Annotated in this window: 21 protein-coding genes and 2 pseudogenes; 11 read left to right on the forward strand and 12 right to left on the reverse strand. The window is 63.1% G+C overall.

What is annotated here, in order from left to right; genetic code table 11:
- Together NKJ28_RS30405 and NKJ28_RS30410 are read left to right on the forward strand one after the other, a co-directional pair.
- Window positions 1–1,742, forward strand: a 1,742-nt coding sequence (locus NKJ28_RS30405) for an OmpA family protein (protein WP_352638237.1), incomplete at its 5' end; no start/stop codon positions are given.
- A gap of 239 nt (window positions 1,743–1,981) precedes the next feature.
- Window positions 1,982–2,497 (forward strand): TIGR00645 family protein, encoded by a 516-nt coding sequence (locus tag NKJ28_RS30410; protein ID WP_023678280.1) that lies wholly within the window; start codon window positions 1,982–1,984, stop codon window positions 2,495–2,497.
- Between the two features lie 54 nt (window positions 2,498–2,551).
- On the opposite strand, the gene NKJ28_RS30415 is transcribed toward NKJ28_RS30410, so the two are convergent.
- From NKJ28_RS30415 to NKJ28_RS30425, 3 genes are all read right to left on the reverse strand, one after another.
- Window positions 2,552–3,418, reverse strand: coding sequence for an SDR family oxidoreductase (locus NKJ28_RS30415; RefSeq protein ID WP_352638260.1), 867 nt, complete (start codon window positions 3,416–3,418; stop codon window positions 2,552–2,554).
- Window positions 3,419–3,532: 114 nt separating this feature from the next.
- The gene (locus NKJ28_RS30420) at window positions 3,533–4,168 is read right to left on the reverse strand and encodes a helix-turn-helix transcriptional regulator (protein ID WP_352570981.1); all 636 of its coding nucleotides are present in this window, start codon (window positions 4,166–4,168) and stop codon (window positions 3,533–3,535) included.
- 7 nt (window positions 4,169–4,175) lie between these two features.
- Window positions 4,176–5,045 carry a S1C family serine protease gene (locus tag NKJ28_RS30425; protein WP_023678283.1) on the reverse strand — a complete coding sequence of 290 codons (870 nt, stop codon included), beginning with the start codon at window positions 5,043–5,045 and terminating at the stop codon, window positions 4,176–4,178.
- 169 nt (window positions 5,046–5,214) lie between these two features.
- Between NKJ28_RS30425 and NKJ28_RS30430 the strand changes: the two genes are divergently transcribed.
- Window positions 5,215–6,165, forward strand: a complete 951-nt coding sequence (locus NKJ28_RS30430; protein WP_023678284.1) for a S1C family serine protease — start codon at window positions 5,215–5,217, stop codon at window positions 6,163–6,165.
- On the opposite strand, the pseudogene NKJ28_RS30435 reads toward NKJ28_RS30430, so the two are convergent.
- Window positions 6,162–6,589: pseudogene (locus NKJ28_RS30435) on the reverse strand (VOC family protein). The gene NKJ28_RS30430 and the pseudogene NKJ28_RS30435 overlap by 4 nt on opposite strands.
- Before the next feature lie 66 nt (window positions 6,590–6,655).
- Between NKJ28_RS30435 and NKJ28_RS30440 the strand changes: the two are divergent.
- Window positions 6,656–7,282, forward strand: a complete 627-nt coding sequence (locus NKJ28_RS30440; protein WP_352638240.1) for a TetR/AcrR family transcriptional regulator — start codon at window positions 6,656–6,658, stop codon at window positions 7,280–7,282.
- On the opposite strand, the gene NKJ28_RS30445 is transcribed toward NKJ28_RS30440, so the two are convergent.
- Complete coding sequence (locus NKJ28_RS30445; RefSeq protein WP_352638241.1) at window positions 7,215–8,171, reverse strand: LysR family transcriptional regulator; 957 nt, start codon at window positions 8,169–8,171, stop codon at window positions 7,215–7,217. The two genes, NKJ28_RS30440 and NKJ28_RS30445, sit on opposite strands and share 68 nt — an antisense overlap.
- Before the next feature lie 110 nt (window positions 8,172–8,281).
- Between NKJ28_RS30445 and NKJ28_RS30450 the strand changes: the two genes are divergently transcribed.
- The 3 genes and pseudogenes from NKJ28_RS30450 to NKJ28_RS30460 all read left to right on the forward strand — a co-directional run bounded on the left by NKJ28_RS30450 (window position 8,282) and on the right by NKJ28_RS30460 (window position 13,011).
- Window positions 8,282–8,926, forward strand: a complete 645-nt coding sequence (locus NKJ28_RS30450) for an FMN-dependent NADH-azoreductase (protein WP_352638243.1) — start codon at window positions 8,282–8,284, stop codon at window positions 8,924–8,926.
- 76 nt (window positions 8,927–9,002) lie between these two features.
- Window positions 9,003–10,439, forward strand: a complete 1,437-nt coding sequence (locus tag NKJ28_RS30455; protein ID WP_352638244.1) for a 3' terminal RNA ribose 2'-O-methyltransferase Hen1 — start codon at window positions 9,003–9,005, stop codon at window positions 10,437–10,439.
- A pseudogene (locus tag NKJ28_RS30460) lies at window positions 10,436–13,011 on the forward strand (polynucleotide kinase-phosphatase). Before NKJ28_RS30455 ends, NKJ28_RS30460 begins: the two are co-directional and overlap by 4 nt.
- Before the next feature lie 8 nt (window positions 13,012–13,019).
- On the opposite strand, the gene NKJ28_RS30465 reads toward NKJ28_RS30460, so the two are convergent.
- The gene (locus NKJ28_RS30465) at window positions 13,020–13,310 is read right to left on the reverse strand and encodes an HlyU family transcriptional regulator (protein ID WP_023678291.1); all 291 of its coding nucleotides are present in this window, start codon (window positions 13,308–13,310) and stop codon (window positions 13,020–13,022) included.
- A gap of 113 nt (window positions 13,311–13,423) precedes the next feature.
- Window positions 13,424–14,107 carry a PadR family transcriptional regulator gene (locus NKJ28_RS30470; RefSeq protein WP_352638245.1) on the reverse strand — a complete coding sequence of 228 codons (684 nt, stop codon included), beginning with the start codon at window positions 14,105–14,107 and terminating at the stop codon, window positions 13,424–13,426.
- Window positions 14,108–14,383: 276 nt separating this feature from the next.
- Here NKJ28_RS30470 and NKJ28_RS30475 point away from each other — a divergent pair, with 276 nt between their 5' ends.
- The gene (locus NKJ28_RS30475; protein ID WP_502902239.1) at window positions 14,384–14,635 is read left to right on the forward strand and encodes a DUF2798 domain-containing protein; all 252 of its coding nucleotides are present in this window, start codon (window positions 14,384–14,386) and stop codon (window positions 14,633–14,635) included.
- A gap of 63 nt (window positions 14,636–14,698) precedes the next feature.
- Here NKJ28_RS30475 and NKJ28_RS30480 read toward each other — a convergent pair whose 3' ends face one another.
- From NKJ28_RS30480 to NKJ28_RS30500, 5 genes are all read right to left on the reverse strand, one after another.
- Window positions 14,699–15,079, reverse strand: a complete 381-nt coding sequence (locus NKJ28_RS30480) for a thiol-disulfide oxidoreductase DCC family protein (protein WP_352638248.1) — start codon at window positions 15,077–15,079, stop codon at window positions 14,699–14,701.
- Window positions 15,080–15,289: 210 nt separating this feature from the next.
- Entirely contained in the window at window positions 15,290–15,583 is a 294-nt protein-coding gene (locus NKJ28_RS30485; RefSeq protein ID WP_023678296.1) for a GYD domain-containing protein, read from the reverse strand.
- Between the two features lie 205 nt (window positions 15,584–15,788).
- Entirely contained in the window at window positions 15,789–17,810 is a 2,022-nt protein-coding gene (gene rpoD / locus NKJ28_RS30490) for an RNA polymerase sigma factor RpoD (protein ID WP_023678297.1), read from the reverse strand.
- A gap of 374 nt (window positions 17,811–18,184) precedes the next feature.
- Window positions 18,185–20,146 carry a DNA primase gene (dnaG, locus tag NKJ28_RS30495; protein ID WP_352638249.1) on the reverse strand — a complete coding sequence of 654 codons (1,962 nt, stop codon included), beginning with the start codon at window positions 20,144–20,146 and terminating at the stop codon, window positions 18,185–18,187.
- A gap of 155 nt (window positions 20,147–20,301) precedes the next feature.
- Window positions 20,302–20,691 carry an RcnB family protein gene (locus tag NKJ28_RS30500; protein WP_352638250.1) on the reverse strand — a complete coding sequence of 130 codons (390 nt, stop codon included), beginning with the start codon at window positions 20,689–20,691 and terminating at the stop codon, window positions 20,302–20,304.
- Window positions 20,692–21,069: 378 nt separating this feature from the next.
- Here NKJ28_RS30500 and NKJ28_RS30505 point away from each other — a divergent pair, with 378 nt between their 5' ends.
- From NKJ28_RS30505 to NKJ28_RS30515, 3 genes are all read left to right on the forward strand, one after another.
- A complete protein-coding gene (locus NKJ28_RS30505) occupies window positions 21,070–22,734 on the forward strand; it encodes a Na/Pi cotransporter family protein (RefSeq protein WP_352638252.1) in 1,665 nt (554 codons plus the stop codon).
- A 131-nt stretch (window positions 22,735–22,865) separates the two neighbouring features.
- Window positions 22,866–23,075, forward strand: a complete 210-nt coding sequence (locus NKJ28_RS30510; RefSeq protein ID WP_023678301.1) for a DUF2061 domain-containing protein — start codon at window positions 22,866–22,868, stop codon at window positions 23,073–23,075.
- Between the two features lie 128 nt (window positions 23,076–23,203).
- Window positions 23,204–24,385, forward strand: coding sequence for an MFS transporter (locus NKJ28_RS30515; RefSeq protein ID WP_352450716.1), 1,182 nt, complete (start codon window positions 23,204–23,206; stop codon window positions 24,383–24,385).
- The last annotated feature ends 1 nt before the right edge of the window (window position 24,386 follow it).

Raw genomic sequence — 24,386 nt, forward strand, 5'->3', positions numbered from 1 at the left:
CTCCAGCCGAGTCCGAGCAACCCCGCAAGAAGCGGCGCAATCAGCAGCAGCAAACAGAATCCGCTCCGGCCGAGCAGATCGCTCCGGCCGAGACCGAGCAACCCCGCAAGAAGCGGCGCAATCGGCAGCAGATCGAAGCGGCCCCATCGGAACAACCGGCCGAGCAGGCAGCGCCGGCAAACGACAACCAGCCCAACGTCAATCCGCGCAAGAAGAAGCAAAAACAGAACCAGCAGATCGAGGCTGCCCCGGCAGAACAGGCTCCGACTGTCGAGCCCGGACAAAAGCCGGGCAAGCGCAAGAAGCCTGCTGAATTGACCGGACCCGCCACGGAGGCGGAAGGCCAGCCGGCGCCGACCAATAAGGAAGCGACCCCACAGGCCCAACCGGCTCCGACCGAGCAGCAGGCCGCTCCCGTCCAGGGCGAACAGCCCCAGGACAAGATCAAGAAACGTGGCAAGAGGCCTGTCGGCGAACAGCCGGTGACAGGAGAGCAACAGCCCTCGACCGGCGAACAGCCTTCGACTGGCCAGGCCGCGCCTGTCCAGGGTGAAAATCCGGTCCAGGGTGAAGCCCAGGCCAATCCGAACGAGGCACCTGTTCTGGACAGCCAGAAGGATGTCTTGCGCAAGCGCAAGGGTGGCAAGGAGCGCGGCCAAAATGCCGGTAAGCAGCAGGGCAACCAGCCCGTCCAGCAGGGCGAGAACCAGGTGGAAGCCCCGAAGCCGGCTCCGGTCGATCAGGGGCCGCCACCCACCGACGACCGGGCAGCCCAGCGGGAGATCAAGCCTGAAAAGATCGTTCCGGTGACCGAGGAAAAAGGCAAGCGCGTCGAGCGTGCGCCGGACATCGAGGATGTTCGTCGTCGTCCGCGCCCCCAGGGTGCCAACGTCGTCAGGGAATTCGGCGACCGCGTTATCCTCCAGTTCAACAACCAGACGTTCGTCGAAAGCAGCGATGCACCGCGCATGCACCGCGGCGCCAGGAATGTCTATTATGAGGACCTGTCGGGCGATCGCACCCGGGAAATCGTCGAGCGTGACAATGGTGTCCGGATCGTCACCATCCGCAACCGCTACGGCGACGTCATCCAGCGTTCACGCATCGCGCCCGACGGCCGCGAATATGTGCTGAGCTATGTCGACGAGCGGAACTATGACGATGATGCAGACTGGCGCGACCCGGGCGACGACCTGCCGCCGATGCGCCTTACCATCCCGCAAGAGGAATACATTCTGGATTCCGAAGAGGTCGAGGATCCGGACGACTACTACACCTTCCTCGAACGGCCGCCGGTCGAGAGGGTCCAGCGCCTCTATTCGATCGACGAGGTCAAGCGCTCGGCCCGCGTGCGCGACATCGCCCGCCGCATCGACCTCGACACGCTCAACTTCGAATTCGGTTCGGCCTCGATTTCCGACACCGAGGTCCAGAAGCTGGAGGGTGTTGCCAACGCCATGGACAAGCTGCTGAAGAAAAACCCGGCCGAGAGCTTCCTGATCGAGGGCCATACCGACGCTGTCGGCACACCGGAAGCGAACCTTGCTCTGTCCGACCGCCGCGCCGAGGCGGTCGCCGAAGCCTTGACCAACGCCTTTGGCATCCCGCCGGAGAACCTGACGACGCAGGGCTATGGCGAGGAGTATCTCAAGGTCAACACGTCGGGACCCAACCGCGAGAACCGCCGCGTCGCCATCCGCCGGATTACCCCCCTGGTAGCGCCGGTGGCCAGCGCCCAATAAACCGCAATGTGAACCGCGCGATTTGATCAACCATTGAATCGCGCGGTCATCAATCTTGAAACGCGCGGTTACCCATCCCAGATTCTGGAAAGGGCGTTCCCTGCCCTGTCCCGACTCCAGCGGGACACACGAGCCCCGCCGGTTCCCCTCCCCGGCGGGGTTTCGTTTTTTTGCAACCTTGCAAACCGCCGCAGCCTGCCCGAAATACGGCACTCCGACAACGGAGCCCGAATCGCCGCATGAAGCGCCTCGAACTCGCCATCGAATCGATCATTCTCGCCTCGCGCTGGCTGCTGGTCGCCTTCTATCTCGGACTGGGTGCGGCACTTGCCATCTATGCCGTGTCCTTCGGCAAGAAGCTGTTCGAGTTCGTCTCCGTCGCCTTCACGCTCGATGACACCGACACCATCCTGAAAATACTCGGCCTCATCGATGCCGCGCTGGTCGCCTCACTGGTGGTGATGGTGATCATCTCGGGTTACGAAAACTTCGTCAGCCGCTTCGATGAAAATGACGGCAAGGTGCATTGGCTGGGCACGATCGATGTCGGCTCGCTGAAGGTCAAGGTCGCCTCGACAATCGTAGCGATCTCCTCGATCCACCTCTTGCAGGTGTTCCTGAACTCGGTCTCCTACACGACCGACCAGCTGATGTGGCTGACCATCATTCATCTGGCCTTCGTTCTGTCGGCACTGATGCTTGCCTATATCGACCGGCTGATGGGTCTTGGCAAAGCCAAGAAAGCCGAGGAGTGAGCACGCGTCTGTGCCGGTCTTTTGAGAGATACTTCTGTAGCGAGATACTTTCCGTCAGTAGATACCTTTGATTTTGGTATCCGTCCGGCCGAACACCTCGTCCGGCACAAAAAAGTCGCCGGCGAGCGGGCCTGTCGCACCCGGCGCATAGGCCGAGAAATCGCTGACGCCCTCAGCGCGCAGCACTTCTTCGTCAATGTAGAAATTGCCGGTCGCCTTACGCGACGGCCTGACCAGGATGGCGTATGCCGCATCGGCCATGATGTCGGGCGAACGGCTCATCGCCGCCACCGTCGCCCCGCCCAGGAGGTTACGCACCGCCGCCGTGTCGATGGTCGAGATCGGCCATAGCGAATTGACCGCAATGCCGTCCCTGGCGAACTCGGCGCTCATGCCCAGCGTGCACATCGACATGCCGAACTTTGCCATCGTGTAGGCGACATGGTTCTTGAACCACTGGGCCCTCATGTCAAGCGGCGGCGCCAGATTCAAGATGTGAGGATTTTCCGCCAACCTCAAGTGCGGAATGCACATTTTGGAGACGAGAAAAGTGCCGCGCGTGTTGATCTGGTGCATCAGATCGTAGCGCTTCATATCAGTCTCCAGCGTGCCGGTGAGTTGGATGGCACTGGCGTTGTTGACGCAGATATCGATGCCGCCGAACCTCTCCACGGTCTTGGCGACCGCTTCGGCGACCTGTTCTTCATCCCGAATGTCGCACAGCACCGGCAGCGCCTTGCCGCCGGCCTGCTCGATCTCGTGCGCCGCCGTGTAGATCGTCCCGGGCAGCTTCGGATGCGGCTCGGCGGTCTTGGCCGCGATCGTCACATTGGCGCCATCGCGCGCGGCGCGCAGCGCAATCGCCAGCCCGATGCCGCGCGACCCGCCGGAGATGAAAAGCGTCTTTCCCTTGAGCGACATCCTTGCGCCTTCCTTCAACATGAAAGACACGATCCTTGCGCGGCTGAGAACCGCCGCGCAAGGCCCAACACACCGGATGCGGGTTACGCTGCGTCGGCCTTGAGACAATCTGAGCTAGACCAGCACCAGGCCCTGCCGCATGGCGATGGCAATCGCATCGGTGCGGTTGGCGGCACCGAGCTTCGTCAGGATCGCTGCGACATGGAACTTCGCCGTATGCACGGAGATGTTCAGCCGCCGCGCGATGACCTTGTTGGGGGCGCCCTCGGCCAGCAGCGCCAGCACTTCGCTCTCGCGCGGCGAAAGCGTCGGCCGGACGATCTGCTCGTCGGTCAGTTCCTCTTCGAACCGGTCGCTGTCATGGAAGATCAAATCGTGATGCCGATCGGATAGAGCATGGCTGTCGCGCGAAATCCGGTAGCCCGCAGCCGCGAGCCGCGCGGCGGCGGCGATCAGCAACTCGTCCGCTTGCACCGGCAGCACGGCAAACACTGTATCGGCCGGCCGTTCGCGGGCCGCTCGCGACGATAGCAGCACGCGAGGCATAGCCGCGTCGACGAGCCCGCCTTGTAGCCCATGATCATCGACGATGGCGACATCCGCCGCCTCACGCCCGTCGACTTCGCCGGCCAGAACCGGCCGCAGATCATCGGTCGCGGCGAGAACGGCGGACAGACTTCGCGCGCGCTCGACGTCACCGAGCGCGATCAGCACCGTCAGCCGTCTGCCAGCGACCTCACCGCTTACCATCTATCCCTCAGCTCAGTGGCTTTTCACCGATGGTCAGGGAAACCTCACGGTTCTCGCCGCCGCGCACCACGCCGAGTGTCACCAAGGCACCGGCGCTGTCCGGCCCGAGCTTGCGGATCAGCTCGCGCGGGCCATGCACCGTCTCTGCGTTCCACGACACGATGATGTCGCCGAGACTGAGACCGGCTGATTTCGCCGGCCCGTTATCGTCGAGGCTCATCACCATGGCGCCCTGGGTATCACCATTGCGGACCGGATGCAGGCCGGCGCCAAGATAGCCGCGCGCCACATGACCCTTCTCGCGCAGCGTCGTGACTGCCCGCTCGATCGTTTCGTAAGGCATGACCAGCGCCCGCCGGCGTGGCCCGAACAGCAGCATGCCGATCAGTCCACCCTTGGCGTCGAGCACAGGGCCACCCTCGAAACGGCCGCCGGCATTGACGGCAAGGTTGATGCGCCGGTCGATCGTGCCGCCGCGCATTGAACGCCAGGCCGGGCCGACCTCGCCGACCGTGCCGAAGGTAGCGAGCGAGGTGCCGTCGCTATTGCCCGCCACGACCGCCAGGTTGCCCGGCCGCACCGCATCCGCCTTTACCAGTGACGGGGCGCCCGGCGCGCCGGCCGGTTTCAAAACGGCCGTGCCGGTGGACGGGTCGCGGCCGACCAGTTCCGCCTTGACGGCTTCGCCCGAAGAAAACGTCAGCTCGATCTCCTCGCCGGCCTCGACCGCCTCCTCGGCAGTGACGAAATAGCCGTCCCGCCAGTGGAAAGCAGTTGACGTCCGGTGGTGGGTCGCGAAGCTGGCCGTCGCTGGTGCCGCGGCTGCCGCGATGTCGGCAATGGCGTCGGAAAACGTGCTCAGATTGAAATCGCTCATGATTTATCTCCTGGGTTCTTCATGACCCAGATATCGCCCGGCAGGGCGATGGCGGATACTCGCCTGACGGCTAGTTGGGCATTTGACTGGCCATCTGGTCAGGTCGCGGCCGGTCCGGCCGCTCCGCACATATAGGCATTGTTCATCTTGTTCCAAACGGAGCCCTCGGATGGCCCTGCCCGCCCAGCAATTGCAATATGACGATGCCCTTCTCGATGCCTATTCGGCGACGGTCGCCGATGCCGTCGACCGCATCGGGCCCGCCGTCTGCCGCATCGAGCGCATCGGTGGCCCGGGTGGCCATGGCTCCGGCTTCGTCATCGCGCAGGACGGGCTGGTCGTCACCAACTTCCACGTCGTCGGCGATGCGCGCAGCGTGCGCGTGTCAATGCCGGACGGCGCCTCCAGGGAAGGCCGCGTGCTCGGCCGCGATCCCGACACCGACATTGCGCTGGTGCGCGCCGACGGCAACTTTGCCGACGTTGCGCCGCTTGGCGATTCCAAGCGTCTGAGGCGCGGCCAGATCGCCATTGCCATCGGCAACCCGCTCGGCTTCGAATGGACCGTCACCACTGGCGTCGTCTCGGCACTCGGCCGCTCGATGCGTGCCTCCACCGGCCGGCTGATCGACGACGTCATCCAGACCGACGCCGCGCTCAACCCCGGCAATTCCGGCGGACCGCTGGTGTCCTCGGCTGGCGAGGTGATCGGCGTTAACACCGCGATGATCCACGGTGCGCAAGGCATCGCCTTCGCGGTTGCCTCCAACACCGCCAATTTCGTCATCTCGGAAATCATCCGCTTCGGCCGTGTGCGCCGTGCCTTCATCGGCGTTTCCGCCGACACCACCAACCTGCCGCGCCGCGCAGCCCTTTTGTCGCAAGTGTCGAGCAGCACGGCGGTGCGCCTGCGCACCGTCGAAAAGAACAGCCCGGCGGCCAAAGCCGGCCTCAGGGAAGGCGACATTATTGCCGCCATCGACGGCCGTCCGGTCACCGGCGTCGACGATCTGGTGCGCATGCTCGACGCCGAGCGAATCGGCCGCGAGACACTGTGCACGGTGGTGCGCCGCTCCGGCATTACTCAGGTCACCGTGATGCCGTTGGCGCGGGCGAGTTAGCGCGCCGCAGCACCCTGCGCATATTGCGCGCCATAAATTCTGGGCTCGGCGGGATCGGCCTGATCACGTCGATCAGCACGCCATTGGGATCCCTGGTGATGAAATGGCGCTGGCCGAAGGGTTCGTCGCGTAGCGTTCGCAGGATCGGCAGGCCAGCGGCGGTGATCCGCTCATAGATGACATCCGGATCCCTGACCTCGAAATTGATCAGCAGGCCAGATGTGCGGCCCCGCCCTTCCTCCGGGATCGTCTCATGATCGCCCTGGACGATGCCGAGGTTGACGCGACGGTCTTCGGCCGAGCGCAGATGCACGTACCAGTCGGCCTCAAACAGCGGCTTGAAGCCGAAATGCGCAACATAAAAGGCTGCCGTGCCGGCAACGTCGCTCGTCATCAGCACCGGATAATAGCTCGTCATCCTCATCTTTCCTTCTCCCTTCGGATAACATACAGTCTGCATGTAAATGGAATTAACATACAGGCTGCATGTATGCAACAAGGATCCGCTCGTCGCTCCAACCGTGATCGCACCGAGGCGACACGCGCCGAGCTCATCGCCGCGGCTCGCAAACTGTTCACCGAAAAGTCCTATGCCGAGACCGGCACACCCGAGATCGTCGCCGCTGCCGGCGTCACGCGCGGCGCGCTCTATCATCACTTTGCCGACAAGCAGGCGTTGTTTGCCGCAGTGGTCGAACAGGAGGCGCAAGCCGTCTCGGAAGAGATCGAACGCGCGTCGCCGCCTTCGCTATTTGCCCGCGATGCGCTGATTGCCGGCTCGGATGCCTATCTGGCTGCCATGCGTGCCCCCGGCCGCACGCGGCTCTTGCTGCTTGACGGCCCGGCCGTGCTCGGCCGCGCCGCCATGGATGCGATCGACAATCGCCATGGCAACCGTTCGCTGCGCGAAGGCCTTCTTACCGCGATGCGCTCGCACTCCATGACGAGACTGCCTGTGGAAGCACTGACCGCTTTGCTCGCAGCCGCCTTCGACCGCGCAGCGCTCGCCATCGAAACTGGAGCATCGATCGAGGACTATCGCGCCGTTCTCATGGCGCTGATCGACGGCCTGTCTCCGGCTCCTCCTCAGGCACCTCACCCGGTTCGAACTCGTTGAAACAGCCTAGCTGGCGCTTGAACTGGTCGATCAGCCAGGCGGCCGCCGGTTTTGGGCTGCGATCGGCGCGGTGCATGGCATAGAGCGGCGAGCGGACTTCGCTGTAAGGCTCGAGATCGAGTTCGACGAGCCGGCCGTTCGCCAGATCATCGGCGATCAGCCACCGCGGCAGCCCGCCCCAGCCCAGCCCCTCGCGCATCAGCACGTGCTTGGTGCGCACATCCGTCAGCCGCCAGGTGCGGTAGGCGAAGACGCCATAGTCACGCCCGCGCGTACGCTCGGACTGGTCCGAGACGACCAGTTGGATGTGTTCGCGGACATCCTCTAGCGCCACTGGTCTCGGCAGCAGCGCCAGCGGGTGATCAGGCGCTGCGGCTGGCACCAGGGAGAAGAAGCCGATGCGAAGCAGATTCACGTCCGTCTCACCCAGAAGCCCCCCGATGCCGAGATCGGCCTGTCCGCCGACAACATGATCGAGGATAAGGCCAAGCGAGCCGATATGCAGACGCAGCGTCACGGCCGGGAACTGCGCCTCGAATGCCTTTAGCACCCGAACCAGCACCGGCGACGGTAGCGTCACGTCGACCGACAGCGTCACTTCCGCCTCCAATCCCTGCCGGTATCCGTCGACACGCGAGCGGATGCGTTGCAGCACGCCGACCATGCGCCGCGCATCTTCCAGCGTCGCCTTGCCGACATCGGTCAGTTGCGGTTCACGCGTGCCCTCGCGCTCGAACAGCTTCAGCCCGAGCTGCGCTTCGAGGTTGGCGATGGCGTAGCTGATCACCGATTGCGCGCGATTCAATTTGCGCCCGGCGGCCGAGAAGCTGCCGGTCTCGGCCACAGCAACCAGGATCTGCAGTTGGTCAAGCGTCGGGTTCGGTTGCATCGTTCAATCCGCATTTTAGATGGATAATATACAAAATATACCAGTTTTTCAAATGGGTCTGCGCACACATATCTGCCGGGAGATTTTAATCCAACCCTGGAGACCCCATTATGTCCATCCTTCTTGTCACATCGAGCCCGCGCGGCGCTGCCTCGCATTCGACCCGAATTGCTACTGAATTCGCTGAAAAGCTTGTTGCCGCCGATCCGTCGAACATCCTTGTCGTGCGCGACCTCGTCGCCAATCCGTTGCCGCACATCGATGCCGATTATGCGACCGGCATCTACACGCCGGCCGAAGCGCGCACCTCGCGCCAGGCTGAAGTCGTTGGCGTCTCCGATGTCGTGCTGGATGAACTGTTCGCCGCCGATTCGGTGATTCTCGCCACCGGCTTCATCAACTTCAACATCTCCTCGACGCTGAAGTCCTGGGTCGATCACATTGCCCGTTCCGGCAAGAGCTTTGCCTATGGCGAGAACGGTCCCAAGGGCCTCGTCACCGGCAAGAAGGTCTATATCGTGCTGGCTTCGGGCGGCATCTATTCCGAAGGTGCGGCCGTGCAGTTCGATCACGCCGTTCCCTACCTGCGCAGCGTGCTTGGCTTCCTCGGCATGACCGATGTCGAGGTCATCCGCATCGAAGGAGTCGGCATGGGCGCCGATGCGGTGGCAGCAGCGCTGGCCAAGGCCTCGACCAAGGTCGACGCGATTGTGGCCGCGACCGGCAATGCCGAGCGCGTCGCCACCGCGGCGTAAAGCGTCAGCATCGTCTGAATTGTACAAGGGCAGGCGCCCGGCGCCTGCCCTTGTTTTTCGTTAGCGACAGCCTGTGGTGGGCCACACAACCGCCATTGGTTATTCCGCTTGTCTGCGCTATCGGTCGCGGATGTTCCTGTCTGTTGCCACAACGCACCGTCCGGCCACCGATCTCGGTTTCTTGCTGCACAAGCATCCGGATCGTCTGCACGAGACCGACCTGTCTTTCGGCAAGGCGTGGCTGTTCTATCCCGAGGCAACCGAAGAGCGTTGCCAGGCTGCACTCCTGCTCGACGTCGACCCGGTGGGACTGGTGCGAGGCAAGGGCCAGTCAGAAGGCTTGCTAGACCAATTTGTGAACGACCGGCCTTACGCTGCATCATCCTTCCTGTCGGTGGCGCTGAACAAAATGCTGCGGACGGCGATGACCGGTATATCGAAGGAGCGCCAGGAACTAGCCGACAGCGAACTGCCGCTGGAAGCCGTGGTCACGCCACTGCCAATGCGCGGCGGTGAGGTTCTGGTTCGAAGTTTGTTCGAACCCTTGGGCTGGACAGTCGATCTGACGCCAATCGAAGGAATCGGGGGTGTTGCAGGCGAGCCCCGATACGGCCATCTGAAGCTGACCGGCACGGGCCGGCTCAGCGCCTTGTTGAACCACCTCTATGTGCTGATCCCGGTGATGGACGATGCCAAGCATTATTGGGTCGGCGAAGCAGAGATCGACAAGCTGCTGTCCAAAGGCGAAGGCTGGCTGGAAAACCATCCGGCCAAAGACCTGATCGTGCGCCGCTATCTGGGCAATCGCAGGGCCTTGACCCGCATCGCCCTGGAGCGGCTGGCTCCCGAGACGGCTGGCGAGGCACGACCTGCCGAGTTGCGCGCCACGCCCGAGGAAGCGCTGGAGACGCCGATCCGGCTCAACGATCTGCGCATGGACGCAGTTGTCCACGCCATTCGGGCGACGGGAGGAACCACGGTTGCGGATCTGGGATGCGGTGAAGGCAAGCTGCTCGACAGGCTGGTGCGCGAGCGATGGATCCACAAGCTGTTCGGTCTGGATCCGGCGGCGCGCGAACTGGAATGGGCCGCAAAGCGTCTCAAGCTGAACGAATTAGGCGGGCCGCCCGAGGGCCGGGTCACGCTGCTGCATGGATCGCTGACCTACCGGGACAGCCGTTGGGCCGCAGCCGACATCGCCGTTCTGGTCGAGGTCATCGAGCATCTCGACGAGGACAGGCTGCCCCTGGTCGAACGCATCGTTTTCGGTGAGACGGCGCCCAAATCCGTCATCGTGACCACTCCGAATGCGGACTACAACGCTCTGTTTCCAAGACTGGTCTCTGGCGCATTTCGCCATCCCGATCACCGTTTCGAATGGAGCCGGGCTCAGTTCCAAGCCTGGGCGGCCAAAATCGGCGAGATCTATGGCTATGCAGCCACCTTCAGCGGTATCGGAGCCGAGGACCCGACCCTCGGCGCCCCCACACAGATGGCGGTGTTCACCCGATGAGAGAACCCGATAAGACCAACCTCACCATTCCTGACTTCGCCCTCGTCGTGCTGATCGGCTCGACCGGATCGGGCAAGTCGACTTTCGCCGCCAAGCATTTCCTGACGACCGAGATTATCTCGTCGGACCAGTGCCGGGCGCTGATCTCCGACGACGAGACCGACCAGGACGTCTCTGCGGATGCCTTCGATCTGGTTCGCGAAATAGCCGGCAAACGGCTTAAACACCGCAGGCTGGCCGTCATCGACGCCACCAATGTGCGAGCCGCCGACCGCAAGGCCTGGATTGAGCTGGCGCGCAAGTGGCACGCTTTGCCCGTCGCCGTGGTCCTCGATCCAGGCGTCGAGGTGTGCGTCGCACGCAATGCGGTGCGAGCCGACCGGCAGTTCGGCGCCGGGGTCGCCCAGCGCATGACAACCGAGATCCGCAAGGGTCTTGGCGGTCTCCAACGTGAGGGCTTCCGCCAAGTCTGGAAGCTTACCAGCGAGGCCAGCATCGACGCGGCCGAGGTGTCGCAACAGCCGCTGTGGACCGATAAGCGCGACGACCATGGCCCGTTCGATATCATTGGCGACATCCACGGCTGTTCGGATGAGCTTCATATCCTGCTCGCTCGATTGGGCTACAGCATCGCCTGGTCTGAACATCAGGGCGATCGAACGGTCACCGTGGTTCCACCAGAGGGCCGCAAGATCGTCTTTGTCGGCGACCTCGTCGATCGCGGCCCCAACTCGCCCGACGTACTGCGCATTGCCATGAGCATGGTCGCGGCTGGAACCGCCTACTGTGTCCAGGGCAACCATGAACGCAAACTCGGCCGATGGCTAGAAGGCCGCAAGGTCACGGTCGCCCACGGCCTCCAGCAGACTCTCGATCAGCTAACTGCACAGGACCGAGGCCTAGGCGAGGCGCTGCCGGCCTTTCTCGACGGCCTGCGCAGCCATGTCTGGCTCGATGGCGGAGGCCTCGCCGTCGCCCATGCCGGCCTCAAGGAGGAGATGATCGGACGCGGTTCCGGCGCTGTGCGCGAGTTCGCTCTGTACGGCGAGACCACAGGCGAGACCGACGAGTTCGGGCTGCCCGTCCGCGCCGACTGGGCCGCGGCCTATCGTGGCAAGACGGCCATTATCTATGGACATACGCCCACGCTATCGGCTGAATGGGTCAACAACACCCTGTGCATCGACACCGGATGCGTATTCGGCGGCAAGCTGACGGCCTTGCGCTGGCCGGAACGCGAACTGGTCGAGGTGCCGGCAATCCAGACCTGGTCGGAGCCGATACGTCCGCTGGGCGGGTCCGGTCCCGGTAAATCGGCACAGGCCGACGCCGACGGCGTGCTCGATTATCAGGATGTCTCTGGTCGCCGTTGGATCGAGACCGAACTGAGGGGCCGGATTGTCGTGGCTGAGGAGAACGCGTCGGCAGCACTGGAGGTGATGAGCCGCTTCGCGCTCTCGCCGCAATGGCTGATCTATCTGCCGCCGACCATGTCGCCGTCCGAGACCAGCAGCCAGGACGGCTGGCTGGAACGTCCGGAGGATGCCTTCGCTTACTTCCGCGAGCGCGGCGTTGCGCAGATCGTGTGCGAGGAGAAGCACATGGGTTCGCGGGCAGTGATCGCGCTCTGCCGGAACGCGCAGGCGGCACGCAGCCGCTTCGGGGTCCCTGGCGACGAAACCGGCGCAATCTGGACCCGCACCGGACGCTCCTTTTTCAATGACAGTGCCATGACGGAGGACCTGCTCGCCCGTCTTCGCACCGAGGTCGACGCGGCGGATCTGTGGAAGGAATTGAACAGCGACTGGCTGCTGCTGGACTCCGAGATAATGCCTTGGTCGGCCAAGGCCGGCAGTCTGATCGAAAGCCAGTATGCGCCTGTGGCCACATCCTCTGCCGCCGGTCTCAAAGCCAGAGCGAGGCGCTGGCCCGTGCGATGGCGCGCGGCGTCGATGCAGCCGGCCTGAACGCACGCCTTGAAGACCGGGCCGTCCGCGCAGCCAAATACGCCACCGCCTGGGCGCCCTACGTATGGCCAGTTTCGGGCGTCGAGGACCTTAAGGCCGCGCCTTTCCACCTGCTGGCCAGCGAGGGACGTATTTGGTTTGACCAGGACCATGTCTGGCACATGTCGCTCGCGGACCGTCTGGCTGCCCGTGGCGGCGTGGTCACGCCGACTCGATGGCGTATGGTTGATCTGGCCGACGGCGGCGCGTGTGCCGAGGCCGTCGCCTGGTGGGAAGCGCTGACTGGCTCAGGCGGCGAAGGCATGGTGGTCAAACCACGCGACTTCGTCAGCCGTGGCAAGAAGGGGCTCATCCAGCCGGCGCTGAAGGTCCGCGGCCCGGAATATTTGCGCATCATCTATGGTCCCGAATATGACGCGCCCGACAATCTCGTCCGCCTCCGAGAACGCGGCCTGGCCGGCAAGCGCAGCCTGGCGCTCAGAGAGTTCGCGCTTGGCCACGAAGCGCTAACGCGATTTGTCGCCAAGCAGCCGCTACGCCGGGTTCATGAGTGTGTCTTCGCCGTGCTGGCGTTGGAAAGCGAGCCAATCGACCCAAGGCTGTAGTAGCCGATCTATCCGAAGATCTTCTCGCCTTGCTCGTCGACCAGCTGGATGCCCTTTTTGATCGAGATGTCGACGGCGTCATCAAGCCCGGCAAAGCGGTCGGCGCGGATGAATTTGTGCTCCTTCATCACGCCGTCGATCTCCTTCGAAACCACGCCGCAGGTCTGGTACTGGCCCTCCGCCTTGTAGGGCGTGGCGCTGATCAAAAATCCCTTGTGCTCGATCTGCTTTGCCGGCGCCGCTGTCTTTGGCTCGGCGGCTTCGTTGCCTCCGCCGAAAAGACGCTTCAGAAAAGACATGGGGTATCCTCCAACGGCAATCATCCTGCACCACATAGCGCGACGCAGGATGATTTTCAGTACCGGTCCTTGGCCGAGCGGGCAAGGGCCGCAGCTGGCTTGGCAGCCAGAGATCAGTCGCGCGACAACGCTTCCAACGCCTCCGCGGCAGCTTCCAATATGCTGATTGCCTCGGCCTGCTTTGCTTCAGGCGCATCGACGATTTCGCCGAGCGCGGCGCGCAGCCGGTGGCGCACGGCGCGAAACTCGTCGCGCTTTTCCGAGCGGCCGCGGCCGCGCCGGCCGCCGTCCTCGCCTTCATCGTTCCAGCCGAACCAGTCGCGCGCCTTCGCCATCTTGCGGCCGAAGCGCTCGAGATGGTCGAGCACGTGGTCGATCATCTCGCGATTTTCGTTGAGATGCGCCTGCCCCGCCTCGGTGATCGAAAACACCTTCTTGTTGCCTTCCGCCGCAGAAACGGCGTAGCCGGCCTCTTCCAGGAAGGTCAGCGTCGGATAGACCACGCCGGGGCTCGGGCTGTAGACGCCGCTGGTGCGCTCCTCCAGCGCCTTGATGATGTCGTAGCCGTGCCGCGGCGCCTCGGCCAGCAGCGACAGCGTGATCAGCTTGAGGTCGCCGTCGGCCAGCATGCGCCCGGCGCGGAACATGTCGCCCGGCCCGCCGCGTCCGCCGCCTCTCATGCCATGCCCAAACGGACCGAAGCCGCCGCGCCCACCGAACTTGCCGGCCATATGCATGAAAACGCGCTCGGCGCGTTCGCCGAAACGATGATGGCCGAAATGATTGTCTTTGTGCATTGTCTGCTCCTTGAGTTATGTCTTACGATATATCTCAAATAAGTGCCCGCCACGGTCGGGTCAAGATATATCTTACGATGTATCTGAAAATGGCACCAGCAGGATTGATTTCGCCAGCGAGGGCAGCTAGAGGGTGCATGAGGGCCGAAGGCCGCTCCGTAAGCGTCTGACGTGAAGCAACGCATCCACCCCGGTCGTTCCGGGCAGTTACGCCGACAATACCGGCGAATGGATGCAAGGCGACGAACCGGATGCTTCAGGGAAATCCAAATGACCATGAAAACCCCGCCCAGCAAGCAGCCTGCGCGCTATGCCGCCGTGCTCGGCCCGCTGGTGCTGTCGTTGCTGATGACGTTCATCGTGTCGTTCATCTCGACACTGAAAAGCCTTGGCTTCCAGCCCGACATGCTGGCCACTTGGCTGACGGCTTGGGGCCTGTCCTGGCTGGTGGCCTTTCCGACGCTGCTGCTGGTGCTGCCGGCGGTGCGCCGCATCGTTGGCTGGCTTTGCGAGCCCGTGGCTCGATAGCAGGGCAGGCGAAAGGCCTGGAAACAATCTCCGGACCTTTCGGTGCGGAGCGAATAATACCCGTTACCAGCGGCCTTTGCGCCGGTTCCAGGCATAGAGCAGGTCGGCAAAGCGATCATAGCCATAGCGCGTCAACGGCAGTGCGCCGGGATTGCCGAACAGCGTTGCGAGCCAGCCTTCGCCGGGCGTCGTCCGCCATACAGCAATGGCAACATCGGCGCCGGCCAGCAATTTGCCGTCGGCGTCGATCGCATACAGCCGGCGCCGGATGTCCTCCAGCCCGATGCCGTATCCGGCCAGCGCCGCCGGTTCGGCATTGATGTCGCGAAATTCGATCCGCCCGGCCTTGACCGCCTCGACCAGTCGCCGCTTCTGCCGGCTGATACCGGCATCGCAGACCGGACAGCGCGTATTGTACCAGACAGTCAGCAGAGGCTTGGCCATGTTTCGAAACGGCACCAGAGGACACGCACGGATTATCCGAGAAATGCCGTTGCGCCGCAACGTGACACGGTACCGGCGGAATGGCCGGTTTCGCTGATCCAGGTCGCCCAAAGGGTACGCAGCGGTTTTACGATAACGACATGCATAAAAAGAAGAGCTTAAAGCGCGTCGCAAAGGCCGTTCAGCGCGACGCGCTTCAGGCGCCGCGGCTCAGCCGAGCGAGGTGATGATCTCGCGATAGGCATCCTCCGGGAAAGCCTTGAGCGTCCGAGTCCTGACGTTGCCAGCCGTCGCCAGCATTAACGAGAAACGAGCCAAGACGGCATCGTCGGGCGCTTCGAGCACCGCCACCATGTCGCAATCCCCCATGGTGAGATAAAATGCCTTGAATGATCCGCCCATGTCGCCCAGCATCTTCTTGGCGGCATCGAGCCGCTTCGGCGACTCGCGCACGTTTTTGGCGCCTTGTTCCGTCCAGTTGATCAGCACGATGTAAGTTGTCATGGCACACCTCCCTCCGGGGCCACGGAGCACGGCGTCAACCGCCGGGGCGGGCATCCGGGTTTGTCGCCCAGAAATGCATCCGATACGAAATTATCCTCCCGCAAGCCGCAGGCCGCAAGAGCGATAGCGTCGAATAGCCGATCGCCTATGCACAAACGAAAAAGGGCGCCGACGGCGCCCTTTGAATCCCTAACCCTTGTTGGCCTCAGCTGTCGAGGAAGCTTCTGAGCTTGCGCGACCGGCTCGGGTGCTTGAGCTTGCGCAGCGCCTTGGCTTCGATTTGGCGGATGCGCTCGCGGGTGACCGAGAATTGCTGGCCGACCTCTTCAAGCGTGTGGTCGGTGTTCATGCCGATACCGAAGCGCATTCTGAGCACGCGCTCTTCGCGCGGCGTCAGCGAGGCCAATACGCGCGTCGTCGTCTCGCGCAAATTGGCCTGGATCGCTGCGTCGATCGGCAGGATCGCCATCTTGTCCTCGATGAAGTCGCCAAGATGCGAATCCTCCTCGTCGCCGACGGGCGTTTCGAGCGAGATCGGCTCCTTGGCGATCTTCAGCACCTTGCGCACTTTTTCCAGCGGCATGGCGAGCTTTTCCGCCAGTTCTTCCGGCGTCGGCTCACGGCCGATCTCATGCAGCATCTGGCGCGAGGTGCGCACGATCTTGTTGATCGTTTCGATCATGTGCACCGGAATGCGGATGGTGCGCGCCTGGTCGGCGATCGAACGGGTGATCGCCTGCCGGATCCACCACGTCGCGTAGGTCGAGAACTTGTAGCCGCGGCGGTATTCGAATTTGTCGACCGCCTTCATCAGGCCGATATTGCCTTCCTGGATCAGGTCGAGGAACTGCAGGCCGCGATTGGTGTATTTCTTGGCGATGGAGATGACGAGGCGCAGATTGGCCTCGACCATTTCCTTCTTGGCGATCGCGGCTTCGCGCTCGCCCTTCTGCACCTGGTTGACGATCTTGCGGAATTCCTGGATCGAAATCGCCGTCTCGGTGGCGAGGTTCTGGATCTCGGCGCGCAGGTCGCGGATGGCGTCCTTCTCGTTCTTGGTGAATTCCTTCCAGCCGCGCGAAGTCAAATTGCCAATCGAGCGCGTCCAGTTGGGATCGAGCTCCGAGCCCTGATATTCCTTGAGGAATTCCTCGCGGCGCACGCCATAGCTTTCGGCCAGCCGCAACAGCTTGCCTTCGTTCTGCACCAGGCGCTTGTTGATGTCGTAGAGCTGCTCGACCAGCGCCTCGATGCGCGCCGTGTTCAAGGACAGCGACTTCACCGCCTTGATCAGTTGGTCCTTCAATTCCTTCAGCCGGCGGTCCTGGCTGGGCGACAGCGTGCCGGCGGCGGCCAGCCGGTTCTCGACCTGCTGGTCCTGCAGCTTGCGCAGTTTCTTGTAGGTATCGGCAATGACGTCGAGCGTCTCCATCACCTGCGGGCGCAGTTCCGCTTCCATCGCCGCCAGCGACAGACTCGCCTCGTCATCGTCTTCCTCGTCGTCGTCCACCAGGCCACGCGTGTCGCCGCCGACATTGGTGATGTCGTCCTCGTCCTCGCGCGAACGGCGCGACTTTTCCTCGGTCTTGGCTTCCTCGATACGCTCGACAACCGGCGCCTGCTTGGCCTCCGGCCCGGCATAGGTCGCCTCAAGGTCGATGATCTCGCGCAGCAGGATCTTCGATTCGTTGAGCTCGTCACGCCAGATGATGATGGCCTGGAAAGTCAGCGGGCTTTCGCACAGGCCCGCGATCATCGTCTCGCGGCCGGCCTCGATGCGCTTGGCGATCGCGATTTCGCCCTCGCGCGACAGAAGCTCCACCGAGCCCATCTCGCGCAGATACATGCGGACCGGATCGTCGGTGCGGTCGGTCGGCTCTTTCTTGGTCGTGGTGGCGGCGACGGCGGTGCCGGTCTGCTCGGCGAGCTCGTTGGCGTCTTCCTCGGCATCAGCGGCGGTGTCGGCGGCTTCGGGCTCCTCGCCCTGTTCGTCGTCCTCGACCACGTTGATGCCCATGTCGGAAAGCATGGCCATCGTGTCCTCGATCTGCTCGGAGGTCACTTCCTCCGAGGGCAGCACCGAATTCAGCTCGTCCATGGTGACATAACCGCGCTTCTTGGCGGCCTTGATCATCTTCTTGACAGCATCGTCGGAAAGGTCGAGCAGAGGGCCATCGGTCGCGGCCTCGCGTTCAGTCTCGACTTCTTCCTTTTCTTTTGTCGCCATAGTCTTTATTTTCTCCAAGCGGCTGAGTATCAAAGCCGCGTAAGCTGCCGGTCCGGTCAAATTGGATGCGCTCCTTCCAGAACGCGCTTTACCGGGCCAGTAACTGCATCTCTCGTTAAGTCCAGATTAACCCTGATATCTGTGGCAAGCTGACTGCCTGTCCAGTGATCAGTACCTTACATCGCTGCATTCCCGTCGATGCCGGGGCGGGTTAACGTTTCGAATCGACCTGATTCCGCCATTCTGCCGGAAGGTCAAGCGCCTCTCGCATGATTCGCATGAAAAAAGCGAATCAATTACCCGACTTAGAGCACCGCACGCTTGATTCAACGCGCAAGCACGTCCTTACATTTCAGTCTTCTGGAGGCTTCGATCTAAACGCGCCCAGCTCTGCCCGACGATACGCCAAACCCTTCGATTAGCGCTTCCGTTGCCTGCACATCACGAAATTGCGCCTGGATTTCGACCAGGTGCCGGTAATTTTCGTCCGTGGGATCGCTGGCGAGCGCTGCTTCCGCCTGCTTCAGCTCCTTATGTAAGGTGCGCGCGCTGCGCTGCAAGTGGAGAGCTTGGCTGAACGCGTCGCGAGCATCGTCGAGTGCTGCCGTTTCCAGCGCCGGCCATTGCCGCGCACGTTTGATCAGCGCCACCGCGCGCTGCCAGATCTCACCGCAGCCGGCCCGCTCGATCGTCGCGATTACAGCCTCGCGGTTGTTGGCCATATCGTGCGCCATGGCGTCGAGGATGGCCGCATGCAGCCGCTTCAGATCGGAATTGGCGAGATCGAGGAACTCGACGTGGGCGAAATTCTCGTCGATCAGCACGGGATGGTTGACGAGGGCCGCAATGATCGTCGCCTCGCGCACCGACATGCCCTCGCCGCCGCGTTTGACCAGCGCCGAGCGGCCGAGGCTTTCGGTGATCGCGGTGCGCCCACCGGCATTGCCGCCACGTGCAAACTGTCCGCCGGGTGCTGAGACCCTGCCCGGGAAGCGCTCACCTGGCCGTCCGTCCTGACGTCCCTGGCGTCCGCGCTGGGTCCCGAAGAAGCTCTGTACGCGCTCGCGCATTTCCTGTTGGTAGTGGTAACGAAGGCTCTCGTCGCGGATGCGGCTGGTCAGTTCGCGTAGCGTCCTTTCGAGCTCCGCCCGCCGTTCCGGCGTGTCGAAGATGCCGCCGGCGGTCTCGCGCATCCACAAGAGGTCGGCCAGCGGCCGTGCCTCGGAAAGCACGGCGCGGAACGCATCCGGCCCGTCACCCTTGACCAGATCGTCGGGATCCTTGCCCTCCGGCAGCAGGGCGAAGCGCACGGAGCGGCCTGCCTGGACCGCCGGCAGCGCCATGTCGGCGGCGCGCCACGCTGCCTTCAACCCGGCCTGGTCGCCGTCGAAGCACAGCACCGGCTCGCCAGCCATGCGCCATAGAAGTTCGAGCTGGTTTTCAGTCAACGCGGTGCCGAGCGGCGCCACCACGTTTTCGAAGCCGGCCTGCGCCAGCGCGATCACATCCATGTAGCCTTCGACGGCAATGACGGTGCCGCCCTTGGCCAGCGCCCCCTTTCCCAGCACTTGGCGCGCACGGGCGAAATTGTAGAGCACGTTGCCCTTGTGGAAGAGCTCCGTATCGGGCGAGTTCATATATTTGGCCAGCGCATCCGGCGCCAGTGCCCGCCCTCCGAAGGCGATGATCTTGCCCCTGGAATCCGGGATCGGGAACATGATGCGGTCGCGGAACCAATCGTAGGAAACCGGGACGTCGTCGCCATGGCGCACCAGCCCGCACGCCTCGATGTCGGCCTTGGGGACACCCCTGGCGGCAAGATGCTCCTTCAGCGCGTTGCGGCTGTCGGGGGCATAGCCGAGGCGGAAAGACTGCTGTGTCGCCGGTGTCAGCCCCCGGTCGCGCAGGTAGGCGCGGGCCTTTGCCCCTTCCGGTCCCTGCAGCCGTTCCTGGAAGAACACCGTCGCCATCTCCATGACATCGGTCAGGCTGGCGCGTTCCTTTTCGCGCCGTTCCTCATCGGCGTCGCGAACCGGCATCGGCACGCCGGCCATGTCGGCGATCTTCTCGACCGCTTCAGGAAAGCTCATCCCGTCAAGTTCGGTCAGGAACTTGAAATGGTCGCCCGAAACCGAGCAGCCGAAGCAATGGTAGCGGCCCTTCTTGTCCTCGCAGTGGAAGGACGGGCTCTTCTCGCCATGGAAGGGACAGCACGCCCAATAGTCGCCGCGCGGCGCGTTAGTCTTCTTCCTGTCCCACGCGACGCGCTGGCCGATCACCGAAGAAATCGGCACGCGGTCGCGGATCTCGTCCAGGAAAGCAGGCGGAAAGCGCATGGGGACAGCTCGTTTGGCCTCCATATAATCACACGGTCGAAGCCCGACGACTCCTAATGGCGATCATACCCGGTTTTCACAGGCCAAAAAGAGAAGGCGGCCCGCGGGCCGCCTTCTCGATCTAAACCGACGCAGCGCGGTCAGCCGTTCCGGGCTCACTGCGCGGCGATGGCGCCGAAGATCAGGCCGGAGAGAACGCTGACCAGCAGATAGTCATTGCCGACCCGGATCCACTCCTGGCCGGGACCGGGACGGCGCAGGCCATAGTGGCGATAATCGCGGATCGGCTGGTGACGCTTCCAGCTGGAATATCTCTGGCCGTTGCGCCAATGGCTGCGCTTCACGACGATCTTCTTCTTCACTACGACACGCTTGTTTACGTCGATATGCTTGTTCACGTCGACATGCCTGCCGGGCCTTTGCCAGTCGACCTGGCTGTAGTTCGACTGCGGCGCGTTTGGTGTGTTCAGAGGTGCAGCCTGGCCCTGCCAGGTGGTTGCAGCCAGCATCGAGAAGGCAATGGCGGAAAGAACGATGCGTTTCATGGCGGGTACTCCTTGGTTGTCGATGCCTACGGAATAGAGCCGGAAGGATGAACCGAAACTGAACACAGAGATTACGCTTTCGTAATGATTTCTTACATTTAGAACGATTAATTCAGCGCTACCTTTAAAGCGGCCGTCCGAGAATGGACGCATGACCCGCCGCAACTCCGCAGTCTATGCAACCATTTTGTCAGCCATCCATTTCCGACACGCTCCGTCGCGTGCCAACAGGCGTCGGAACCGGGCAAAATTTATTATTCGGCTAAAATAAATCGGAGTAATGTCAACCTCTGCAATGTCCACGATTCGCGCCCACTTTTTCACCCTTGACGTCACGGCGCCCGCGTCGCTGGCATCTGTTGGGTTGCGGGGTCGGGCATGAGTGGCTCCGTCGTTTTGCTGCACCTTGCCGGTGCGGTCGCATTGATGCTGTTTGCCACCCGTTTGGTGAAGACCGGCGTCGAGCGCGCCTATGGCGATGTGCTGCGCCACAAACTGCGCGCCACAATGCGCAATCCGTTCATGGCGGTTCTGGCCGGCTGCGGCCTGGCTGTCGCGCTGCAAAGCTCGACCGCCGTCACCTTGCTGGTCGGCTCATTCGCCGGCTCCGGTATTGTCAGCGGCATGTCGGGCCAGCTTGCGGTGCGCGGCGCCGAGATCGGCTCGGCACTGGTGGTCAAGCTGCTCACCTTCGATCTGTCGCTGCTGGTGCCGATCTGCCTGGTCGCCGGCACCGTCATGTTCATGGCCACCGAGCGGCGCGACTGGCGCCAGTTCGGCCGCATCCTGGTCGGCATCGGCCTGCTGCTTCTGTCGCTGGAGATGATCGGCCAGGCGTCGGAGCCACTGCGCCAGAGCACGCTGATGCCGCTCATCGTCGATTACTTCTCCGGCGATCCGGTCACCGCCTATCTTCTGGCGGCGTTGGTCACCTGGCTGTTCCATTCCTCGATCGCCGCGGTGCTGCTGATGGTGACGCTGGCCGGCCGCGGCTTCATCCCGCCCGAACTCGGCATCGTGCTGGTGCTCGGTGTCAATCTCGGCTCTTCGATCATTGCGCCGCTTCTAACCCGCAACGCAGAACCCGGCGTTCGTATCGTGCCGATCGGCAATCTCCTGATGCGCGGCATGGGTTCGCTGATCATGCTGATCCTGTTCCTGACGTTCAAGCCGCCGGTCGCCTTCTTGGGCAGCACGGTGCCCGAGCAGATCGTCAATGCCCACATTGTCTTCAACATCCTGATCCTGATCGCCGGCCTACCGCTGGCGAGCCTGGTCTATCGCGCCTCGGAAAGGATCGTGGCGTTGGGCACCAAGCCCCAGGCCGCCAACGCGCTCGACGTCGTCGAGCTTTCGGCGCTCAACGAAAGTGCGCTCGACGTGCCGAGCCAGGCATTGGCCAACGCCACCCGCGAGGTGGTGCGGGTCTGCGAAACGGTCGAGATCATGCTGAAACGGATCATCGAGCTCTATGAGAGCGCCGATGCCGACAAGATCGGCGCGTTGGCCGCACTCGACGACCGTGTCGACAGGAAGCACGCTGCGATCAAGCTCTATCTGGCCAAGGTCACCAAGAACCCGTTGAGCGAGGACGAGGCGCTGCGTTGCCAGGAGCTGATCGGCGCCTGCGTCAAGCTGGAGCAGGTCGGCGACATCATCGTGCGCAACATGCTGGTCCACGTGAAGAAGAAATTCGAGCGCGGGCTGGAGTTCACGCCGGAAGGCTGGCGTGAGCTTTGCGCCTTCCATGGCTTGGTGCTTGCCAATGCCAGGCTTGCCTTCAACGTGCTGGTATCCCGCGATCCGGAGACCGCTCGCCAGTTGGTGCTGGAAAAGGACCGGCTGCGCGACCGCGAGAAGGAAACCAGCCAGAGCCATTTCGTGCGGCTGCGCGACGGCACCCCCAAGAGCGTCGAGACCAGTTCGATCCATCTCGACACCATTCGCGACCTCAAGCAGATCAACTCGCTGCTCGCCTCGATGGCCTATCCCGTACTTGAAGAGCGCGGCCTGCTCACCGGTTCGCGGCTGAAGGCCGGATAGATTGCATCCACAGGCCGGGTAGCTTCAGAACATCGCCTAGAAAATTGCTGTTGGCCAATGCGCAAAAATTATCTTTGCGCCACCTCCTGTCTGTCGGCTAAAGATCGCCGCATCTACCGGAAGGAAAGTCGATGGACACCCATTCCCGCAGCTTCGCCAAAGCGCTTTCCTGGCGCGTCACCGGCACCATCGACACGATGATCATTTCGCTCGTCGTGACCGGAAGCATCAAGCTCGCCGCGGCCATCGGCCTGACCGAGGTCGTCACCAAGTCGCTGCTCTACTATCTTCACGAGCGAGCGTGGCTGAAAATTCCTTATGGAAGGAAGGCAGCCGCCTAGCTCTTGCCTCCGCGGCGGGCGCCTGACCGGCGATCAAGAAAAGCTAAAGCGGCGTCGACAATTTCTGGATTGCCCGCTGCCCTCATCCGTGGTTTGAGGCGACCTTATCCGAGGATCGCCTTTCCGCCATGCTCCCCCTCATTGCCCTGTTCATTGCCGCCTTCGCCTTCGGCACCACCGAATTCGTCATCGCCGGCGTGCTGCCGCAGGTGGCGGAGGGCCTTGGCGTCGCGATCCCGACCGCCGGCTATCTCGTTTCCGGCTATGCCGGCGGCATTGCAGTCGGCGGCCCGCTGCTGGCGCTCGCCACCAAAAGGTTCTCCCGCAAGGCCCTGCTGCTTGGACTGACTGCAGCCTTCACCATCGGCCAGGCCGCCTGCGCGCTGGCGCCCGACTTCGCTTCGATGCTGCTGTTGCGGATAGCGGTGGCCGTGGCGCATGGCGCCTATTTCGGCGTTGCCATGGTGGTGGCCGTCGGCCTCGTGCGCGAAGACCAGCGCGGCATGGCGGTGGCGCTGATCCTGTCCGGCCTCACCGTATCGAACGTAATCGGCGTTCCGGCCGGCACGGCAATCGGCAACATCTGGGGATGGCGTGCGACATTCTGGGTGATGTGCGCGCTCGGTGTGGTGGCCTTCACGGCAATCGGCGCCCTGCTGCCGCGCAAGACGGGATCGTCGAGCCCGTCGGCGAGCCTTGGAAGCGAGGTCCGCGTGCTCGCACGCCAGCAGGTCTGGACCTCGCTCATTATTATGCTGATGCTGATGATCGGCCAGTTCGGCCTGTTCACCTACATCACGCCGACGCTGCTTGAGGTCACAGGCCTCGACGAGAAATGGATACCTTGGGTGCTCTTGCTCAATGGGGTCGGCGCAACGATCGGCGTCTTCGTCGGCGGGCGGCTCGCCGACTGGAAGCTGATGCCGTCGCTCATCGCCATGCTTTTCCTACAGGCGGCAATGCTCGCCTTGATCTACGCTGTCAGCCCTTACCCGCTGCCGATGGTGATAGCGATCTTCGTCTGGGGCGGCCTCAACTTTGCCATCGGCACGCCGATCCAGACCCGCATCCTGACCTGGACCGCAGACGCCTCCAACCTTGCCTCGTCGCTCATCCCGTCGGGCTTCAATGTCGGCATCGCGCTCGCCGCATCGCTCGGCGCGGCGATGCTCAATGCCGGCTATGGCTATCGCAGCCTGCCGGTGGTTGGCGCGATCGCCATGCTGGTCGCGGTCGCGGTTGCGCTTGCCTCGCATGTCTGGGAATGGCGAAGCCGGGCTGCGCCGCCGCTGCCGGCTGCCGCCGAATAGG

Origin of the sequence: Mesorhizobium sp. M0145 (assembly GCF_040322355.1) — a bacterium.
Lineage (GTDB): Bacteria > Pseudomonadota > Alphaproteobacteria > Rhizobiales > Rhizobiaceae > Mesorhizobium.

Coding starts and splice junctions, on each gene's coding strand:
- NKJ28_RS30450 (WP_352638243.1), top strand. CDS start 8,282: ATGTCCATCCTTCTTGTCACATCGAGCCCGCGCGGCGCTGCCTCGCAT.
- NKJ28_RS30505 (WP_352638252.1), top strand. CDS start 21,070: ATGAGTGGCTCCGTCGTTTTGCTGCACCTTGCCGGTGCGGTCGCATTG.
- NKJ28_RS30430 (WP_023678284.1), top strand. CDS start 5,215: ATGGCCCTGCCCGCCCAGCAATTGCAATATGACGATGCCCTTCTCGAT.
- rpoD (WP_023678297.1), bottom strand. CDS start 17,810: ATGGCGACAAAAGAAAAGGAAGAAGTCGAGACTGAACGCGAGGCCGCG.
- NKJ28_RS30420 (WP_352570981.1), bottom strand. CDS start 4,168: ATGGTAAGCGGTGAGGTCGCTGGCAGACGGCTGACGGTGCTGATCGCG.
- NKJ28_RS30515 (WP_352450716.1), top strand. CDS start 23,204: ATGCTCCCCCTCATTGCCCTGTTCATTGCCGCCTTCGCCTTCGGCACC.
- NKJ28_RS30480 (WP_352638248.1), bottom strand. CDS start 15,079: ATGGCCAAGCCTCTGCTGACTGTCTGGTACAATACGCGCTGTCCGGTC.
- NKJ28_RS30410 (WP_023678280.1), top strand. CDS start 1,982: ATGAAGCGCCTCGAACTCGCCATCGAATCGATCATTCTCGCCTCGCGC.
- NKJ28_RS30470 (WP_352638245.1), bottom strand. CDS start 14,107: ATGCACAAAGACAATCATTTCGGCCATCATCGTTTCGGCGAACGCGCC.
- dnaG (WP_352638249.1), bottom strand. CDS start 20,146: ATGCGCTTTCCGCCTGCTTTCCTGGACGAGATCCGCGACCGCGTGCCG.
- NKJ28_RS30440 (WP_352638240.1), top strand. CDS start 6,656: ATGCAACAAGGATCCGCTCGTCGCTCCAACCGTGATCGCACCGAGGCG.
- NKJ28_RS30510 (WP_023678301.1), top strand. CDS start 22,866: ATGGACACCCATTCCCGCAGCTTCGCCAAAGCGCTTTCCTGGCGCGTC.
- NKJ28_RS30415 (WP_352638260.1), bottom strand. CDS start 3,418: ATGTCGCTCAAGGGAAAGACGCTTTTCATCTCCGGCGGGTCGCGCGGC.
- NKJ28_RS30425 (WP_023678283.1), bottom strand. CDS start 5,045: ATGAGCGATTTCAATCTGAGCACGTTTTCCGACGCCATTGCCGACATC.
- NKJ28_RS30475 (WP_502902239.1), top strand. CDS start 14,384: ATGAAAACCCCGCCCAGCAAGCAGCCTGCGCGCTATGCCGCCGTGCTC.
- NKJ28_RS30500 (WP_352638250.1), bottom strand. CDS start 20,691: ATGAAACGCATCGTTCTTTCCGCCATTGCCTTCTCGATGCTGGCTGCA.
- NKJ28_RS30445 (WP_352638241.1), bottom strand. CDS start 8,171: ATGCAACCGAACCCGACGCTTGACCAACTGCAGATCCTGGTTGCTGTG.
- NKJ28_RS30485 (WP_023678296.1), bottom strand. CDS start 15,583: ATGACAACTTACATCGTGCTGATCAACTGGACGGAACAAGGCGCCAAA.
- NKJ28_RS30465 (WP_023678291.1), bottom strand. CDS start 13,310: ATGTCTTTTCTGAAGCGTCTTTTCGGCGGAGGCAACGAAGCCGCCGAG.